Below are 16,793 nucleotides of genomic sequence, written 5' to 3'. Positions count from 1 at the left end.
ATTTATCTATCAAACTTTTCTCAAAAGCTTGTCCAGTGTAACAGGGTAATCCCGAACCCTGATTCCAGTCGCATTGTAAACCGCATTGGCCACAGCCGCTGCCACGCCAACAATGCCCAGCTCGCCAATCCCCTTCGCTTTCATGGGTGACATCGTTGGGTCAATATCTTCCAGCAAGATTACTTCCTGGTGCGGGATGTCTGCATGAACAGGAACTTCGTAACCTGCCAGGTCATGATTTACAAAGAAGCCCACCCGCTTGTCAACCACCATTTCCTCCATCAGCGCCGCTCCAACGCCCATCGTCATTGCGCCAATTACCTGGCTGCGAGCGGCTTTCGGGTTCAGTATCCGCCCTGCGTGGCATACGGCCAGCATTCTTCTTACACGGATCTCAAATGTAAATGCATTCACGCCCACCTCAACAAAATGGGCCCCGAATGTATCCTGTGCAAATTGTTTGGAAAGTTCGCCGTACGTCATCTCATCTTCCGCAACAAGCTCCCCATCTTTGGCAGCCTCACCCAGGGCAGCGCTGCGATCACCAGCCTGAACACGTCCATCGGAAAACCGCGCTTTCTCTACATCAAAACCAAGCTTATTAGCCACTGCTTCACGCAGTTTCATACATGCAGCATACACCCCGGAAGTCGAAGACGCCGCGCCCAATTGCCCGCCAGACCCTGATGATTCCGGGAAGGACGAATCACCAAGCTTTACCTTAACCTGATCGATCCCAACACCCATCATCTCTGCGGCTGTCTGTGCGATAATGGTGTAGGTGCCCGTACCGAGATCGGTCATATCTGTTTCTACAGTAATCTTACCACTATTGTCAAGGCGTACACGTGCTGCTGACTTGGTAATGGGCGCTCCACGCATAGCAGATGCTACGCCCATTCCGATGAGCCAATCCCCTTCCTTAATTGCACCTGTTTTGGCATTCCGTTTCTCCCAGCCAAATTTGTCGGCTCCAGTCTGCAGACATTCCACTAGTTTACGTGTGGAAAATTTACGTCCCGGTTTTTCGGGATCTTCCTGTGTATCATTTTTGATCCGGAAATCTACTGGATCCATTTGCAGCTTTTCAGCCATTTCATCCATTGCTATTTCCAGAGCCATCATACCCGATGCCTCTCCTGGTGCGCGCATGGCACTGCCCTCAACAAGGTGTAAAACAGCCAACCGGAGCCTGGTGAGCCTGTTGGCGCCAGCATATAGGAGTCGCGTTGATGCGATAGTTGATTCGGTCATGCCCCCTGGAAGATTCCCTGACCAGCTTTCATGACCTATCGCCGTGATGGTTCCATCAGTCTTTGCCCCGATCCTTATCCGCTGGATGGTTTTGGGACGGTGGATTGTGTTGTTAAACATCAAGGGACGCTGCAACGTCAGCTTTACCGGCCGACCAACGGCACGAGACGCCAGACTTGCCGCTACCAGATCCGAAAGCACCGTACCTTTTCCCCCAAAGCCTCCGCCGATGTAAGCTGAGATAAGCCGCACATTTTCTTTGGGTATTCCCAGAATAAACGCAAGGTCGCGCACGCCCCAGTTGAGCTGCTGTATGGTACACCAGCAGGTGAGCTTTTCCCCCTCCCATTTCGCAATGGTTGCATGAGGCTCCATCATCGCGTGCGCCTGATCAGGTGTAGAGTAAGATTGATCTAATTTTACCTGGGCCGTTTCAAATGCACCTTCGAAATCGCCTGTACGCGTTTCAGCCGGGGGCGTGTATGGACCTGGCGAAGGAGGCCCGGCACTGTCTTTTGAAGCTTCCAGGTCATAACTGCCTGATTGTTTTTTGTATTCAACCTTCAAGAGCGCGGCCGCGGACCGTGCCTGTTCGAAAGTTTCCGCTACAACAATGGCAACGGCCTGATGGTAATGATCAACCTGCGGCCCGGCCAGAAAACGGCTGACGTAAAACTTGCCAGCCTGCAACGGACCGGCATTAGCAGCGGTTACAATTGCTAATACACCTGGCGCAGCTTTGGCGGCGGACTGGTCAATGCGCGTAATAGTCCCGCGCGCGATGGCGGCACCTAAAATATAGCCGTAAGCAGGATTAGTAACCTCCTCATTGTATTCATAAGCATATTTGGCAGTACCTGTTGTTTTCAAAGGGCCTTCAACACGGTCGGTTGGCTTGCCAACGACCTTTAACTGATCGATGGGGTTTTGCCCTGCTGGTTTGTCGAATTTCATATCAGTTTTTCCCTTCTTTTAAGACTAGTTCAATGGTGCGCTCTACCAGGCTGAGTTTAAATTCATTGTCCTTGGTCGGCCTGGCGCCTTCCATCAGTTTTGCAGTAAATGTCTTAGCACTCGATGTTAACAGGCTTTCTGCGCCCGGAACACGCCAGGGCTTCGGAGCAACACCCCCAACGGCAATCCTACCACTTCCACCTTTAAACAAAATGGCGGCAACCGACACCAGTGCAAATGCGTAAGATGCCCGGTCGCGGACTTTGTGATAGATATGCGTGCCTCCGACCGGGGCAGGCAACACTACGGCGGTAATCAGCTCATTCTTTTCCAGGTTAGTTTCCAGATGTGGGGTTTTTCCCGGCAAACGATAAAGTTGCGAAATGGGGATCATCCGGGTTTTGCCAGCTGGATTGATGGTTTCAACCACTGCGTCCAGGGCCGTCATGGCCACGGCCATATCGCCGGGATAAGTCGCTATGCAGGCGTCACTGCTCCCGATGACAGCAAGTTGTTTGCTGAAACCGGCAATTGCGGCACACCCGCTGCCGGGCACCCGTTTGTTGCATTGCTGGTTGGTATCATAAAAATAGGGGCAACGCGTGCGCTGCAAAAGGTTGCCAGCGGTGGTTGCCTTATTGCGAAGCTGACCGGAAGCTCCGGCAAGCAATGCCCTGGATAAAACGCCGTAGTCTTTACGGATATGTGGGTCTGCTGCAAGGTCCGTGTTACTGACCAGCGCTCCTATCCTTACACCGCCATTAGTTGTCTGTTCAATTTTGTCCAGCCCGATCCGGCCTATATCGATCAGGTGGGCTGGCGTCTCGATCTGTAATTTCATCAGATCAAGCAGGTTTGTACCTCCTGCCAAAAATTTAGCACCTGGCTTAGCTGCAACAGCTGCGGCCGCCTCGGCCAGCGTGGTAACGCGCTCGTATGTGAATGATTTCATTGGGTTGAATGTCTATTACGTGAAAATGATGCAGCAAGGCTTTATCTGCCTCACGCGCCTGCAACCTCCGCCGCAGCTTCGGCAATGTTGGAGTATGCGCCGCACCGGCAGATATTCCCGCTCATTCTTTCCCTGAATTCCGTGTTGGTAAAAGCCATCTGCGCATTCAGATCAGCACTGGCATGGCTGGGAATACCTGCCTTTATTTCTTCAAGAACAGCCACGGCTGAACAAATCTGACCAGGCGTGCAATAGCCGCATTGGTATCCGTCATGTTTTATAAATGCCGACTGCATAGGATGCAGCTGCTCAGGTGTTCCGAGCCCCTCGATCGTAGTGATCGAGTCCGATTCGTGTTGCAATGCGAGCGAAAGGCATGAATTGATGCGCTTTCCATTTACAAGCACCGTACAGGCACCGCACTGTCCATGGTCACAACCTTTTTTAGTTCCGGTCAAAAACAACTTCTCTCTGAGCGCGTCCAGTAAGGTTGTTCTGGTATCCATTTCCAGTTTTTGGACCTTTCCGTTCACAGTAAATGAAACTCCGGCCGAGACAACTGGTGTAACTATCTGTGCCGCAGGCTCCGCCTCCAGTCCGGTTACCTTCGTAATGGCCAGAGCAGTAACCGCTATGGCAGTCCCGGCCAGCATTTCGCGCCTGCTCATGCTGCCCGCTGAATTTTCATCTTTCATAGTTTCGCCCTTTTATCTAAAACTCGGTAACTAACATTAGCTATATCGTAATAAGTTATTTAGTTCATCAGAAATTATCACAAAACCGTGAGTATTCTGCACTGTTTCAATATCCGCAATATGAACTAATCTGGTTGCCGAGAATTTAGGATATCAAATAATTGATTATGAATATCAAACTACCGACCGTCTCATGACCAGGATGTAAAACCATTTTGCCTAATTTCATATACTTCTGCTTAGCCGCCCAACTGGCACTGTTATAGTTCCTGGGCCGTTGGGCGGAAGATCACTTCATTGATATCTACGTCGTCCGGCTGACTGATCGCAAAAGCAACCACACGCGCAAAGCTTTCGGGACTGATTCCGACGGTTCCTACATAATCCTGATTTGCTTTCTGGATATCGGCCTCTGTGATATGTTCTAGCAGCTCTGTCTTCACTGCGCCGGGACAAACGATTGTGGTGCGGATATTGTAGGGCTTCACCTCCATCCGTAAACCTTCGGTCAATGCCCGCACGGCGAACTTAGTAGCGGAATAAACCGCAGAACCGCCGAATATTTTATGTCCTGCCACCGAGGATGTCTTGATAATCTGGCCTGACTTCTGTTCTTTCATATAAGGTAAAACAGCGGCAATTCCATTGAGCACGCCCTTGATGTTCACATCGATCATGGTGTCCCACTCTTCGACATTGAGGCGGTCTATCGGTGATAACGGCATTATTCCTGCGTTGTTAAGGATCACGTCCACCCGTCCGAATTGCTTAACTGCTGAATCGACTAATTGCTTTACCTGATCCCTTTTGGTCACGTCCACGGCGATTGCAAGCGATTTCCCGCCATTGTCATTGATTTCTTTTGCCAGCTTTTCAATTTTATCTGCTCTTCTGGCGCCGAGCACAACGGATGCTCCCAGCTTTGCCAAATGCTTTGCGGCTGCTTCGCCCATGCCGCTGCTTGCGCCGGTAATTACAATTACTTTTCCTTTGATATTTTCCATTATTATTGACAATCCGATTTTACTTTTTACTGATTTATAATGCTATTCTCCAACTGCGTCCAACGAAAATTGCGGTGCGTTATCGTTCAACTTGTTTTTGCATTTCGGCCGGGTAGCGCGCACCCATAATCTCAATCTGCGAAACCGCCGCATTGATTTCGCTCAGATCATTTTCGCTCAATTGAATATTAACAGCACCAAGGTTTTCTTCGAGGCGGTGGAGTTTTGTGGTTCCCGGAATGGGGACGATCCACGTTTTTTGGGCCAGCAGCCAGGCCAATGCAATTTGTGCAGCAGTTGCTTGTTTTTGGGTTGCAATATGCCCCAGCCGATCCACCAGATTTTGGTTTACTTTCCTGTTTTCCTCTGCAAAACGAGGGACCTTATTACGGAAATCAGTTTTGTCAAACGTGGTGTCGGCATTGATTTTACCGGTAAGAAAACCCTTCCCCAGCGGGCTGAATGGCACAAAGCCAATTCCCAGCTCTTCCAATGTAGGCAGTATTTCTGCCTCAGGTTCTTTCCACCAAAGCGAATATTCACTTTGCAATGCGGCAACCGGCTGGACGGCATGTGAGCGGCGAATGGTCGCAACGCCCGCCTCCGAAAGGCCGAAATGTTTCACTTTTCCTTCTTTGATCAAATCCTTTACGGCACCGGCAACGTCCTCAATCGGCACATTGGGATCTACCCGATGCTGGTAAAACAGGTCTATTACGTCCGTACGCAAACGTTTTAATGATGCTTCGGCGACGGCGCGGATGTTTTCAGGCCGACTGTCGAGTCCTAACATTGGCAACCCGTTCTTAAAGCCAAATTTTGTCGCGATCACCACATCCTTGCTAAATGGCTCCAAAGCCTCGCCAAGCAATTCTTCATTGGCAAATGGTCCATACACCTCGGCTGTGTCAAAAAAAGTAACACCTAGCTCCACGGCTCTGCGGATCAGCTTAATGGCTTCCTGCTTTTCAGTTGCTGGCCCATATCCGAAGCTCAGCCCCATGCATCCCAGGCCAACTGCTGAAACTTCCAGCCCACTTTTTCCTAATATTCGCTTTTCCATATTTTTAATTACCGAATTCATCATTCAAATCGCCAGCCAATTAGAAGACTGCCATAATCTTTGCCATCAAGCTCCGATTATTGTATCACAAAGCTCCGGCCATTTTCACAATCACTTTGTATACATATTCCTGATATTTATACCAATGTTCCAGATTCATAATCGGTAGCTAGCGAAGCGCTGTTGAAATCTGTAATTTGGTATCAGTTAACAAAAAAGATAATGGAAAATCAGGTCCGCTTTGATTCGGTAAGTGAATACAATGCATTCAATCAGCACGAAACGCTGCATCCTTTGGTGACGGTTGTAGACCTATCAAAAGCTGACACGCGGCGGATCAAAACCATGTATTTGGGGCTGTACTTTGTCATGCTAAAAGGAGTAGCATGCGGCGACTTGCACTATGGCAAGCAGTATTACGATTATCAGGAAGGCACGCTCGTTTTCTTTGCGCCTGGCCAGGTGGTGAGTATTGAAAATGAAACATACAGGCCTAACGGCTATGCGCTGGTCTTTCATCCCGATCTTCTGCACGGTACTTCACTCAACCAGCACATTCATGAATACAGCTTTTTTAGCTACCAGACCCACGAATCTTTGCATATCTCCGAGCGGGAAAAGCAGATTGTGCTGGACTGTCTTGCAAAAATCAACTATGAACTCGAACATGCGCTCGATCACCATAGCAGGAAGCTGATCGTTTCCAATATAGAGCTGTTTTTAGATTACTGCAAACGCTTTTACGACCGGCAATTTCTTACCCGCGATACGGTGCACAAAGGTATTCTTGAACGTTTTGAAACGCTTCTGACCAACTACTTTTTGTCAGATAAGCCCAGTATCATCGGATTACCCTCGGTGGCGTATTTCGCGACTGAACTTAACTTGTCAACAAAGTATTTTGGGGATCTGGTCAGAAAAGAAACCGGCCAAACCGCTCAGGACTATATTCAGGCAAAACTGATTGATGTAGCCAAAGAAAGAATCTTTGACCAGACGAAATCAGTAAGCGAGATCGCATTTGAAATGGGGTTCAAATATCCCCAGCATTTTTCAAGGCTATTCAAACAGCGCGTGGGACAAACGCCTAATGCATTTCGCGGACTTCAAAATTTGAATTAGCATGCATATGATCACAAACGATGAGATACTAGCGCATGCCATAAATGGTTTTTGAAATTTTGTATCTTTCCAAAAATTCTAAAACCCCCACACACGAATGAAGATTTCCCTCTCTCATCTACCACAAAACAAGCAAGACCAGTTACAAGCGCTCACCAAAATTGTCATCGATAAAGTCCCGGCTGAAATGGTCATCCTCTTCGGCAGCTATGCGCGGGGCGACTGGGTCGAGGATTACCAGGAAAAATATGAGTATGTGAGCGATTTTGACATCCTTATTGTCACCAAAGACAGGCTCTCAGCCAAGCAAGGCAAGAAATGGTGGGATCTCGACAAAGAGCTCATGGCCAATGAGGACATTACCAGGACTAGCGTCATCTATCACAGCATTGGTTTTGTAAACGACAAGATCGAGCGCAATTACTACTTCTTTGTCGATATTTTGAAAGAAGGAATCATGCTTTTTGATTCCGGAAAATTCTCCTTATCCGAACCCAAAGACCTTAATCGCACACAACGTATCGAGAAATCGACTGAGGAATTTGAGCATTGGTTTGAAAGTGCAAATCTATTTGTGGAAACCTTCGACTTTTTGTGTCAAAAAGCAGCTGGCAGGTCAGCATATTATAATAATGCAGCATTCGAACTTCATCAAGCTACGGAAAGATACTATGCAGCTATTCTCCTAGTATTCACCGATTATAAGCCTAGAATTCACGACATTGAAATTTTGGGAAATCAGGTCATCAAGCAACATGCTGAGTTTGCGACTGTTTTTCCAATGAAGACTGAGGAAGAGAAGCGGCTGTTTGTACTTTTGAAAAAGGCGTATATTGATGCGAGGTATAATAGGAATTACAAGATTGAGAAGGAGGAGTTGGAGTATTTGGGTGGTCGGGTGGCGTTGTTGCGGGATTTGACGGAGCGGATTTGTCGGGAGCGGATTGCGGGGCTTGGTGATGGTTAATGTTTTTGTTGATCTGTTAAGAACTTTTGGAGATTATATCCGGATTTCAAATCAGAGTACCTAATCAAACTATATAAATTTGCTAAAGACCTATCATTAATTATCAAATAAATTGGCAAAAAATGAAACTAAATCCTGACGAACTATTGCCAGATGAAATATTTTCACAAGGCTAAACGGGAGTTCAACGAAAGGATCATATAGCACATTTCAATTCGTACTACGATTAAGAGATGACGTACGCAGCTCTCTTCAAAACGAAGAGTTCAATGAAGACGCAATTCGGGCAAATTCTACGTCAATACACGAAAACATTCATTGGTGGCAACATATAGGGTCCAATTTAGGTTTTCTTTTCAGTTTGGCCGGTCCATCGTTCTCTTCTTTGTGTTTTGATCCCCTAAAAACTCTGGTTAATAAAGGTCTAAAATATAAGTCATTGAAAAAGTTTGATCAGCTATATGTTGCTAAACACAATGAAGCTGATATTCAAGAATTGAATTTTATCTTAAATACATATCACGATATTGAATATGCAAAGCAATTTCTATTTAACAATTTGAATATATACAATATTGAAAAGGATCATCGATTTTTTCTCAATATGGGCCACTGTTTTCATGAGTTCTGGAACAAAGCAATAAACACGGTGGCATCCACGATTGATCGCGAATTCTCTTTTCTTCCTAAGACAAACGAATGGCGAAGAAGCTTTGAAGACTTGGCAAATCATAAGGTCGATGGGTTTTACATAGAGTCCACAATGTCAATCTCGCCAATTGGAATTAGAGCAATTTTTGAAGGACAAGCTTCATTTAACCAGATGCAGTACTTAACACTTACCTTGGATGAGGATTTATCATATTCTGATTTTAAAGATCAAGGCTTGCTGCATGGCATTTATTTGGAGGCTTTTGAGCTGTTTCTGACAATAACAAAATATGAGAAGCCGGAAAGCTTGTTGGAGCCTGTTGTAGGTTTGTTTCTAATACTATGTGACATCGCAATCAATCCGACAAACGGATTCCCAATTGAAATTTATGACTACGAGAATTTTATCTACAAAAATGATCCTGGAATTCGTTTTACAAATCTCTGCAATGCCATTCATCAAAGTGAAGAAGATTTTTTGAACATGATCACGGACTACTCAAAAGATGAGTATATTGAAATAGAAAGTATCCTATGCGAAAAAATCGGATGTAAATCATCATACAGAACGATAGAGACAGTGCTAGATTGGTGCAATAATGATTCCATTTTAAAACTGTTAGAAGAAGAGCAAAATCACAGTTATGTGAATTACAATTTCCCAGTTCGTGTACTATTTTCCAAGTATATACGATTTCAAGAGGATAAGTTTATTCATCCCAATATTTTTTGTTGGTTTGGAATTTATGGATCCTCCCGCAGCAAAAACGTTGACTTCGACATTGTAAATTCTCTTTTTAACAAGCATCATGCTCTGTTTATCGATGACTACGATGACGAAGTTAAACCAGTAATGTTTGAAGGAAAAAACGAAAATGCAATCTCACAAACATTTAACGCATTTTTTCAATACTCAATTCTCTTCGATATGGTCAACAAGTGGGTAAGTGAAGAAGGCGAATTCTCGTATGACTATAAATGGCTTTCAAACAAGCCAGTACATGAGCTAACATCAGTTATTATAGAAGATTTCAAGCAGATGTTTGGAATATATCCAGATGAATTAATAATTTTAAAGGACGACCTAACAGAAGTCATATAATGCCCCATCGGCATTCAGAAAATTTGGTAGATATACTTTGAAAATGGGAAAGTGCGAGGTATAGTGATTGAGAACTAAACTTAAGTTTGGTGTAAATCCACTCAATTGGAGATTAAGTTGCGTTTTTGCATAAGTGTGAATATAAGTGTATGTTTGTTCTAAGCGAGGCTGTTGTACAGTGTTAGCAAAGATACAGAAAGGGGGATCGGAATTTACCTCTATTATGTCTGACAAGGTGTAATAAGTATTTTCCGTACCCCTAAGGAATTGAAAAGGTTGCGCTAGCGCGACCTTTTCTGCTACAGGCTTCTTCTCAGCATGCTCCGGCGATAAGTCGACAATCCTCTGCGCAACAACGAAAAAAGCAACAGATTTGCTGCCTGATGCTTTCTAAATCAAAACCGATCTGGTCATTTACTACTTCTAGGGACATGCGCCGGGTGAGAGAATTATGTCAATCGTCCCCCGCGAGATCCTTCGCTGATGCATCCTTTGCTTTTGCCAGAACTTGCTTTATTGGGCTTTGGATATCATGCCTTTTAATTTTAGGCTGTCCCATTAGTAAAGCTGCTGCCGATAGTATTCGGCCATTGCTGGCTTGGAAATAATGTTATTGCAGCGGTCGGCGGGCCCAAAGCCTTTCCTTGCATCAATCCACGGCGCCTCGGAATGTGTCAGCGCTTCCAGTTCCGGGCCGGTTAAAGTACTGAATTCCCCGAGTACATAATTAACCCAATCGAACTGCTCTCTCGTCAAGCTCGACTGTACATGTTCGACAGGAGATTGGTTATTCTCCTCGGCGGTATATTTCAGGTCAACGTACAACAGCGATTTGTCTTTCAGTAAGTCGAAGACCTTCCTTGATACAGGTCCATGAACCCATGCCTCAAAATCATCATCGATTAAAGGATTTTTGAAATATGCGAGATGATAAGCTTGGGTGTAGTAAAGCAGCTTTTGCAACTTCAAATGAGACATATCTCCAAAGGTTTGCAAAATATACTCGCATAAAATAGCTGAATCAATCTTATTTAGCATCTTATCAATTTCAATCATAGTATAGTGTTTTCGTATAGTTTCGGATTTCAAGTCAACATACAAGTCCAAATCCTCGGGCCAAATTAACGAAATTTCCTGCAAGATGTTTCCATTCAGAATTTCAAAGTTGAGTAGCGCCTATAAGAAGACCGTGAAATGGATTGAGGGCAGGCTCCGTTAAAATTCCGAGCCAATCATAACTGCGCGTCAAAACCATGGTGCGTTTCGTGGTTTATATAATCAGAATCTTTCACCTTTTCCATCCATTCTACAACTTTACCGTCCAATTGTTCCTGGATCGCAATATGTGTCATGGCGGTTGTAGCCGTTGCACCATGCCAATGCTTTTCTCCTGCGTTAAACCAAACAATGTCCCCCGGAAAAATCTGCTCCACTTTACCACCTTCCCTTTGCACCCAGCCGGCTCCGGACGTCACAATGAGTGTTTGTCCTAAGGGATGGGTATGCCAGGCAGTGCGTGCTCCTGGCTCAAAAGTGACGCTTGCGGCCTGAGCCCGCCTGAACTCGTTTGGTTGAAATAACGCATCAATGCGGACCTTTCCGGTAAACCAATCTTCGGGGCCGACACCGGATGGTTGAGAACCTATTTTTGTAATTTCCATATCTCTAGTCCTTGTTAAAGTTTAGTTGATTCCTGATAGGCCGCTGGCAGTCTTTCCAGGTAATCTTTTCTGCACGTCAAAGCAATTGCACTTGTTTTCTCATTTGGCAAAAGCAGACCTGAACGCCAGGTCTGCTTCGCAATCGTCATTTAGCTTAGGATAAATTTTTTGGTGCTGAGATGTTATTTAAAAGCATTGTATTCCTTGTCGGTGACTGGTTGCAGCCATTCAACAATCCCTTTTTCGGTATTGGGGATGATGTACATTTGGTGCAGACTGCTGTCGGGACTAGCGCCGTGCCAATGCTCCACATTAGGCGGACATTTCACGACGTCGCCTTTCCGCATTTTTTCTATCGGTTTTCCTTTTATCTGGTGATAGCCCTCGCCAGCCGTAATGATCAGGATCTGACCAGCAGGATGCCTGTGCCAGTTAGATCGCGCACCAGGCTCAAAAAGCACATTTCCAACGACTGTATTATAAGTGGAATCATTTGCTACCAGCCCATAGTTGAAGGCTTTACCTGTAAAGTTCGACGCAGGCCCCTGTTCGCCTTTCGGAAAAATGGCTTTTTCAGCGTCCGCATTAGCTTTCGTCTGCGAAAATCCTTGGAAAGTGATTAGTACAGCCGCAGCCAAAGTCAATAATAGCTTTGTTGCAATGTTATCTCTGGTCTTTTTCATCTGTTGATTGTTAGGTGAGACATCATAATAATTTGAGATTTACCAAGCAGCTTGGCAGCTCTTCCCTGTTCATTTGAAGCTATTTACGACGCCACTCTACTCCAATTCAAAACGCACAGAAACCGAACCGTTACCGACAGCCGCAGCAAGACCGGATGGATTGTCTATTTTCCCAAGCCTGGTATAGCTGTATGAAGTAGGAAATGACTCGTAAAAGAGCACCATTGTGGCAGACCCGTAAAGCATCAGATCGCCGGTTGCGATGTTGCGCGGATTGGAAGCATTGGCTGGCAAGGCGCTACTGAAATTGTAAAGCTTTTCATTGCCGTTCAACTCGGTCATGTTCACCGTCATCGGCAGCCTGGCTTTGAAGGCCGTAACCGTGGGGTTTGAAACCAAGGTGGCGTTGAATGTTCTTGTACCAATGATGATTTTCAAACCGTTGCTGGAAGTGTCCACGTTACTGCTATCGGTGCCGGGATTCTCCTGCCCGGGATTCACCGGATCTGTGTCGCTATTGGGAATTGGATCCATGCTACCGTCTGAATTACATGCCATGATCGCCAGAATAAATATCAGCAAAGGGTACAGGAGTACTCTTGATTGTTTCATATGCTGTGTTATTTATATTTTGATTCGAAAAATTACGCCACTACTTTCTTTCCGGCAGCAGTCCAACTGTGCCTTCTGTTTTGGATTGAAGGTTCTTTTTAAAGAAGGATTCCAGTTTGTCCCAGGGGATCAGGTTTACCCGGTCATACAGATCAACATGTCCCGCTCCGGGTACAATCACAAGTTCCTTCGGCTGCCCGGCAAGCTTGTAAGCATCCTGGCTAAATTCAATGGAATGGGCATTTTCACCCGCAATGAACAACATTGGCCGCGGCGAAATCATCTCGATATCATTGAAGGGGTAAAAGTTCATAAACTTGGTATTGGTCGCAAGCGTCGGGTGTGTAGTCAATTTCGGACTGGATCCTTTTGGTGTATATTCCCCGCGTCTTGTGCGGTAGAAATCATAAAACTCCTGTTCAATAGCGTTCGAGGCTTTGGTAAGCTCATCAACCGTTCCGCCGGTAAGCTTCGGCTCGCTGCCTGTGAATTCAGCATAGCGCTGCTGGGCTGCATCGGCGATGATTTTTTTGCGTTTTTCCAGGGTCAATGAATGATTGAGCGCATTGCGATTAGCCGCTCCCATGTCGTACATACTGACAGTTGCAATGGCTTTCATGCGTGGGTCGATCTTTGCAGCACTGATCACAAAACTTCCGCTCCCGCAAATCCCCAGCACACCAATCCGCTCCGGGTCCACAAACGCCTGCGTACCCAGGTAATCCACCGCAGCACTAAAATCTTCGGCATAAATATCCGGGGCGACCGCATTCCGCGGCTCTCCCTCGCTCTCTCCCCAAAATGACAGGTCCAGCGATAAAGTAACGAATCCTTTTTCAGCCATTTTAGTAGCATAAAGGTTTGCACTTTGCTCCTTGACAGCCCCCATCGGGTGACCGACAATGATCGCGGCATTTTTGGTTTTTTGATCTAAATCTTTTGGTGTGAATAGGTTGCCCGCCACCTTCATATTGTATTGATTCTTGAAAGTGACCTTTTTGATCGTCACTTTGTCGCTTTTGTAAAAATTATCGGCTCCATTGGACAAGTCCTGAGCCATTGCGCTTTTGCTATTAATTATCATTGCTATGATGGCTATGGCAATGCTACCGAGCCGTTTTAGATTGTTCATATTAAAGTTTTGTTTTTTGATTTATCTTTCAATGGTTCAAAATTAGCGGGATATCTACCAGGAAGTCCAATGGATATCAAGCGATATGTTATGAATATCAAACAAGTACACGCCCTTTCATGGCACGTCCTATTGCCCATGCAGCGCAAAGCCAAACCAGGCTCCCCAGCCCGAATGTGCCTTCAATCCCTACGTGGTCAAATACGAGCCCACCCAGGCCTGCACCCAGCGTAATGGCAAGTTGTGTTGTGGCCACAAGGACGCTGCCACCACTTTCGGCTTCATCGGGAACTGCAAGCGTAATCCAGGTCGGCCAGCCCACCTGGACACTTCCGAACGCAAAGCCCCAAACCGCGATAAACAGCGACGCAAGGATCATATTACCTCCCAGGAAAATGAGCAACGCAGTGACAATGGACATCAAAAAGGACATCGCTACCATGGTGAATGAAAGGTTTTTGTCAATCATAAACCGGGCAATAATGGCTCCAAAGAAGTTGGCGGCACCGTAAAACAGGAGAATGGTTGTCAGAATTGCCACCGGCACATGTGTAATGTTTTCCAGAAAAGGGCGCAGATAGGTGAAGAAAATGGCATAACCCGCAAATGAAAATGTAACACCCAGCATTCCTCTTTTTACATGCTCGCGCCGGAATACCGAAATCAATGTATGCAACTGCGAAGGGCTGCTTGGCGGCATCGGCGGGAGTACGATAGCCTGCCAAACCAGCGCAATAACACCAATGCCAGATACCAGCAGAAATACATTACGCCAGCCGATAATTTCATCCAAAAAACTACCCAGGGGCGCGGCGAGTACGGTCGCAAAAGAAACAGCCGCAAATACGATGGAAAGGGCTTTTGAGATCAGATGCTGTGGTACCAGCCGCATCGTTGTGGCTGTAGACATGGCCCAAAAACCACCTACTGCCACACCGAGCAACACCCTGCCAGCCATTAGTACAGCAAAAGAGGATGCCTGTGACACAAGAATATTTGAAATGATCTGTAATACCGAAAACGATAACAGTACCCACCTCCTGTCAATTTTCTTCGTCAGTATTGCGGTAAACAAACTGGAAAACATGGCAATTAATGCCGTAACCGAGATTGCCTGCCCGGCCATCCCTTCTGTCACTTGAAGGTCCCGCGCGATCGGGGTCAGGATACTTACCGGAAGGAATTCGGAGGTAATTAGTCCGGCTACTGCAAGTGCTATGGAATACACCGCAATCCATCTTGGCTCCTGAACTGTTGTGATTGATTTTTCTTCTGTCATAGTGGTTAAGCGAATGATTATAATGTTGCAAAATTATATCTCTAGTCACCATTTGTGATAATGATTACCAAACCATAGGTTATGGATATCAAACAACTGACCAATGCTAGTAGTAAAATGGATTAAGATTTAATTGAGATGGAAAGGCTGGTAACCTGTGATGTTCGCAGTCGTTTTTTTAAGAACCTCGTGGAGTATCAGGTTCATATAATTGCAGAATAGCTCATGGCTGAATAAGTAGGACGTATCCTGTTCCAGAATGATCTGCTCAAACACACCAGCGATGAAGTTATTCTGTTTGTTGTCCAGGCGGAAAAATATGGGCCCCGACTTGGCAGCAGATGCCATCAATTTGTGATAAGTATTTGAACACAATTCAGATTGAAGCAGGTCTTTGGAAAAAAGGCAAGCAAAACTCAGATCGGTGCCCTGAACTTCATTTAAAGAGTAAGGCGCAAGCGGCTCGAAAAGCAGGATAGGCTCATTGGTATGAATTGCTTTTCCTCTGGCGCAAATATGGGCTTTGCCGGTAATAAGGTAAATTTTAGCAAAATCCCTGCGCGTATAGGTCGGCTGAATATCCAACCCCAAACCTGTTTTATAAACCTTAAAAAGTTTTTGCTTCGTATTGCCGACATTCTCCGGAACTGAAGCATTGCAATTTCTCATAACTGGATCATAACTCGTTGGCCTTCGTTTACAAAGGTAGCCCCGGGTTACAACCCTATAATGATGATTATCAAACCAATTATTATGGAAATCACGCAGTTTGCGTCCGCACCGAAGATGGCACAGTGCCGGTGAGCCTTTTGAAGTAGTTGTTAAAGTAGGCAGGATACTCAAACCCAAGCGCATAGCCGATTTCGGCAATGGTCCAATCGGTGTGAATTAAAAGCGCTTTTGCTTCGGTAATGATCCTTTCTGCGATGTGGGCACTGGTGGGCTTGCCGGTGATTTCTTTCACGGAGCGGTTCAAATGATTAACATGCACAGATAGCCGGTTGGCAAACTCCTGGGCAGTTTTAAACTGCATCGGATGATCTATACTTTCGATGGGAAATTGTCTTTCCAAAAGGTCAAAAAATAGTGAAGCTGTACGCTCGGCCGCATTTTTATGCTTAAAGAAATTCTCGGCAGGCTGCATTTTCAACGCTTCGTGAATTAGCAGGCTGATGTAGTTGCGCATCAGATCATGCTTAAACAAGTAACCGGTGGCATCTTCAGCAATCATTTTCTGAAAAATCGTAGCAATGAAGCTCCGCTGCTCTTCTGATAATGTAAAAATGGGCGTCCCTCCTATTTTGAATAACGGACTTTCCTGAAGGCTTTCCGAACGTTCATTAGCCTTTAAAAAGCTTTCCGAAAACAAACAAGTGTACCCGGTAAATTCCTCTGAAATAATCTCCCAGGAGTATGGGATATGGGGATTACCAAAGAATAAGGTCTTTGCATCGATTTCAATTCCACGGTCTGCGTATTGCACAACGCTCCGACCTGTAACGAGGCAAATTTTATAGAAATCTTTCCGGTTATAAGTCCTGACTACATTTTCACCAGCCTTAATTTCAAAAACCTTGAATCCCTGGTTCCTTAACTCAGCACCAAATTCGGAAATGGATGGAATGTTACGATCTTTCATAGTTAACTATTATGATTATCAAA

General features: G+C 45.6%; 16 protein-coding genes. 3 read left to right on the top strand and 13 right to left on the bottom strand.

Annotated elements, in window-relative coordinates:
• Nucleotides 1-9 precede the first annotated feature (9 nt).
• The 5 genes from paoC to ABIO93_RS25740 all read right to left on the bottom strand — a co-directional run bounded on the left by paoC (nucleotide 10) and on the right by ABIO93_RS25740 (nucleotide 5,922).
• Complete coding sequence (gene paoC, locus ABIO93_RS25760) at nucleotides 10-2,208, bottom strand: aldehyde oxidoreductase molybdenum-binding subunit PaoC (RefSeq protein WP_348072877.1); 2,199 nt, start codon at nucleotides 2,206-2,208, stop codon at nucleotides 10-12.
• A 1-nt stretch (nucleotide 2,209) separates the two neighbouring features.
• Nucleotides 2,210-3,160: a xanthine dehydrogenase family protein subunit M gene (locus ABIO93_RS25755; protein WP_348072876.1), complete on the bottom strand. Its 951-nt coding sequence runs from the start codon at nucleotides 3,158-3,160 to the stop codon at nucleotides 2,210-2,212.
• A gap of 50 nt (nucleotides 3,161-3,210) precedes the next feature.
• On the bottom strand, nucleotides 3,211-3,855 hold the full coding sequence (paoA, locus tag ABIO93_RS25750; RefSeq protein ID WP_348072875.1) for an aldehyde dehydrogenase iron-sulfur subunit PaoA: 645 nt from the start codon (nucleotides 3,853-3,855) through the stop codon (nucleotides 3,211-3,213).
• Between the two features lie 260 nt (nucleotides 3,856-4,115).
• Nucleotides 4,116-4,859, bottom strand: coding sequence for an SDR family oxidoreductase (locus ABIO93_RS25745; protein ID WP_348072874.1), 744 nt, complete (start codon nucleotides 4,857-4,859; stop codon nucleotides 4,116-4,118).
• A gap of 79 nt (nucleotides 4,860-4,938) precedes the next feature.
• Entirely contained in the window at nucleotides 4,939-5,922 is a 984-nt protein-coding gene (locus tag ABIO93_RS25740; protein WP_348072873.1) for an aldo/keto reductase, read from the bottom strand.
• A 222-nt stretch (nucleotides 5,923-6,144) separates the two neighbouring features.
• Between ABIO93_RS25740 and ABIO93_RS25735 the strand changes: the two genes are divergently transcribed.
• From ABIO93_RS25735 to ABIO93_RS25725, 3 genes are all read left to right on the top strand, one after another.
• Nucleotides 6,145-7,044, top strand: coding sequence for a helix-turn-helix domain-containing protein (locus ABIO93_RS25735; protein ID WP_348072872.1), 900 nt, complete (start codon nucleotides 6,145-6,147; stop codon nucleotides 7,042-7,044).
• Nucleotides 7,045-7,141: 97 nt separating this feature from the next.
• Nucleotides 7,142-8,011, top strand: a complete 870-nt coding sequence (locus ABIO93_RS25730; protein WP_348072871.1) for a HEPN domain-containing protein — start codon at nucleotides 7,142-7,144, stop codon at nucleotides 8,009-8,011.
• Nucleotides 8,012-8,450: 439 nt separating this feature from the next.
• Nucleotides 8,451-9,764 carry a hypothetical protein gene (locus tag ABIO93_RS25725; RefSeq protein ID WP_348072870.1) on the top strand — a complete coding sequence of 438 codons (1,314 nt, stop codon included), beginning with the start codon at nucleotides 8,451-8,453 and terminating at the stop codon, nucleotides 9,762-9,764.
• A 558-nt stretch (nucleotides 9,765-10,322) separates the two neighbouring features.
• Here the strand turns inward: ABIO93_RS25725 and ABIO93_RS25720 are convergent.
• The 8 genes from ABIO93_RS25720 to ABIO93_RS25685 form a co-directional block, all read right to left on the bottom strand.
• Nucleotides 10,323-10,742, bottom strand: coding sequence for a type II toxin-antitoxin system antitoxin SocA domain-containing protein (locus ABIO93_RS25720; RefSeq protein ID WP_348072869.1), 420 nt, complete (start codon nucleotides 10,740-10,742; stop codon nucleotides 10,323-10,325).
• Between the two features lie 254 nt (nucleotides 10,743-10,996).
• A complete protein-coding gene (locus ABIO93_RS25715; protein ID WP_348072868.1) occupies nucleotides 10,997-11,425 on the bottom strand; it encodes a cupin domain-containing protein in 429 nt (142 codons plus the stop codon).
• 182 nt (nucleotides 11,426-11,607) lie between these two features.
• Nucleotides 11,608-12,108, bottom strand: a complete 501-nt coding sequence (locus ABIO93_RS25710; protein ID WP_348072867.1) for a cupin domain-containing protein — start codon at nucleotides 12,106-12,108, stop codon at nucleotides 11,608-11,610.
• 96 nt (nucleotides 12,109-12,204) lie between these two features.
• A complete protein-coding gene (locus ABIO93_RS25705; RefSeq protein WP_348072866.1) occupies nucleotides 12,205-12,720 on the bottom strand; it encodes a cyclophilin-like fold protein in 516 nt (171 codons plus the stop codon).
• A gap of 40 nt (nucleotides 12,721-12,760) precedes the next feature.
• Nucleotides 12,761-13,852, bottom strand: coding sequence for an alpha/beta hydrolase (locus ABIO93_RS25700; protein ID WP_348072865.1), 1,092 nt, complete (start codon nucleotides 13,850-13,852; stop codon nucleotides 12,761-12,763).
• Between the two features lie 97 nt (nucleotides 13,853-13,949).
• Nucleotides 13,950-15,131, bottom strand: coding sequence for an MFS transporter (locus ABIO93_RS25695; protein ID WP_348072864.1), 1,182 nt, complete (start codon nucleotides 15,129-15,131; stop codon nucleotides 13,950-13,952).
• Between the two features lie 129 nt (nucleotides 15,132-15,260).
• Nucleotides 15,261-15,800 carry a hypothetical protein gene (locus ABIO93_RS25690; protein WP_348072863.1) on the bottom strand — a complete coding sequence of 180 codons (540 nt, stop codon included), beginning with the start codon at nucleotides 15,798-15,800 and terminating at the stop codon, nucleotides 15,261-15,263.
• A 91-nt stretch (nucleotides 15,801-15,891) separates the two neighbouring features.
• Nucleotides 15,892-16,770: a helix-turn-helix domain-containing protein gene (locus tag ABIO93_RS25685; protein ID WP_348072862.1), complete on the bottom strand. Its 879-nt coding sequence runs from the start codon at nucleotides 16,768-16,770 to the stop codon at nucleotides 15,892-15,894.
• Between the last annotated feature and the right edge of the window lie 23 nt (nucleotides 16,771-16,793).

It is taken from the genome of Dyadobacter sp., from assembly GCF_039919315.1.
Taxonomy (GTDB): domain Bacteria; phylum Bacteroidota; class Bacteroidia; order Cytophagales; family Spirosomataceae; genus Dyadobacter.
The sequence above is the reverse complement of the archived record's forward strand: the minus strand, read 5'-3'. Positions and strand labels throughout refer to the sequence as shown.

Excerpts from the sequence above, each read along its gene's own strand:
- paoC (WP_348072877.1), bottom strand. The coding sequence starts at position 2,208 with ATGAAATTCGACAAACCAGCAGGGCAAAACCCCATCGATCAGTTAAAG.
- ABIO93_RS25755 (WP_348072876.1), bottom strand. The coding sequence starts at position 3,160 with ATGAAATCATTCACATACGAGCGCGTTACCACGCTGGCCGAGGCGGCC.
- paoA (WP_348072875.1), bottom strand. The coding sequence starts at position 3,855 with ATGAAAGATGAAAATTCAGCGGGCAGCATGAGCAGGCGCGAAATGCTG.
- ABIO93_RS25745 (WP_348072874.1), bottom strand. The coding sequence starts at position 4,859 with ATGGAAAATATCAAAGGAAAAGTAATTGTAATTACCGGCGCAAGCAGC.
- ABIO93_RS25740 (WP_348072873.1), bottom strand. The coding sequence starts at position 5,922 with ATGGAAAAGCGAATATTAGGAAAAAGTGGGCTGGAAGTTTCAGCAGTT.
- ABIO93_RS25735 (WP_348072872.1), top strand. The coding sequence starts at position 6,145 with ATGGAAAATCAGGTCCGCTTTGATTCGGTAAGTGAATACAATGCATTC.
- ABIO93_RS25730 (WP_348072871.1), top strand. The coding sequence starts at position 7,142 with ATGAAGATTTCCCTCTCTCATCTACCACAAAACAAGCAAGACCAGTTA.
- ABIO93_RS25720 (WP_348072869.1), bottom strand. The coding sequence starts at position 10,742 with ATGTCTCATTTGAAGTTGCAAAAGCTGCTTTACTACACCCAAGCTTAT.
- ABIO93_RS25715 (WP_348072868.1), bottom strand. The coding sequence starts at position 11,425 with ATGGAAATTACAAAAATAGGTTCTCAACCATCCGGTGTCGGCCCCGAA.
- ABIO93_RS25710 (WP_348072867.1), bottom strand. The coding sequence starts at position 12,108 with ATGAAAAAGACCAGAGATAACATTGCAACAAAGCTATTATTGACTTTG.
- ABIO93_RS25705 (WP_348072866.1), bottom strand. The coding sequence starts at position 12,720 with ATGAAACAATCAAGAGTACTCCTGTACCCTTTGCTGATATTTATTCTG.
- ABIO93_RS25700 (WP_348072865.1), bottom strand. The coding sequence starts at position 13,852 with ATGAACAATCTAAAACGGCTCGGTAGCATTGCCATAGCCATCATAGCA.
- ABIO93_RS25695 (WP_348072864.1), bottom strand. The coding sequence starts at position 15,131 with ATGACAGAAGAAAAATCAATCACAACAGTTCAGGAGCCAAGATGGATT.
- ABIO93_RS25690 (WP_348072863.1), bottom strand. The coding sequence starts at position 15,800 with ATGAGAAATTGCAATGCTTCAGTTCCGGAGAATGTCGGCAATACGAAG.
- ABIO93_RS25685 (WP_348072862.1), bottom strand. The coding sequence starts at position 16,770 with ATGAAAGATCGTAACATTCCATCCATTTCCGAATTTGGTGCTGAGTTA.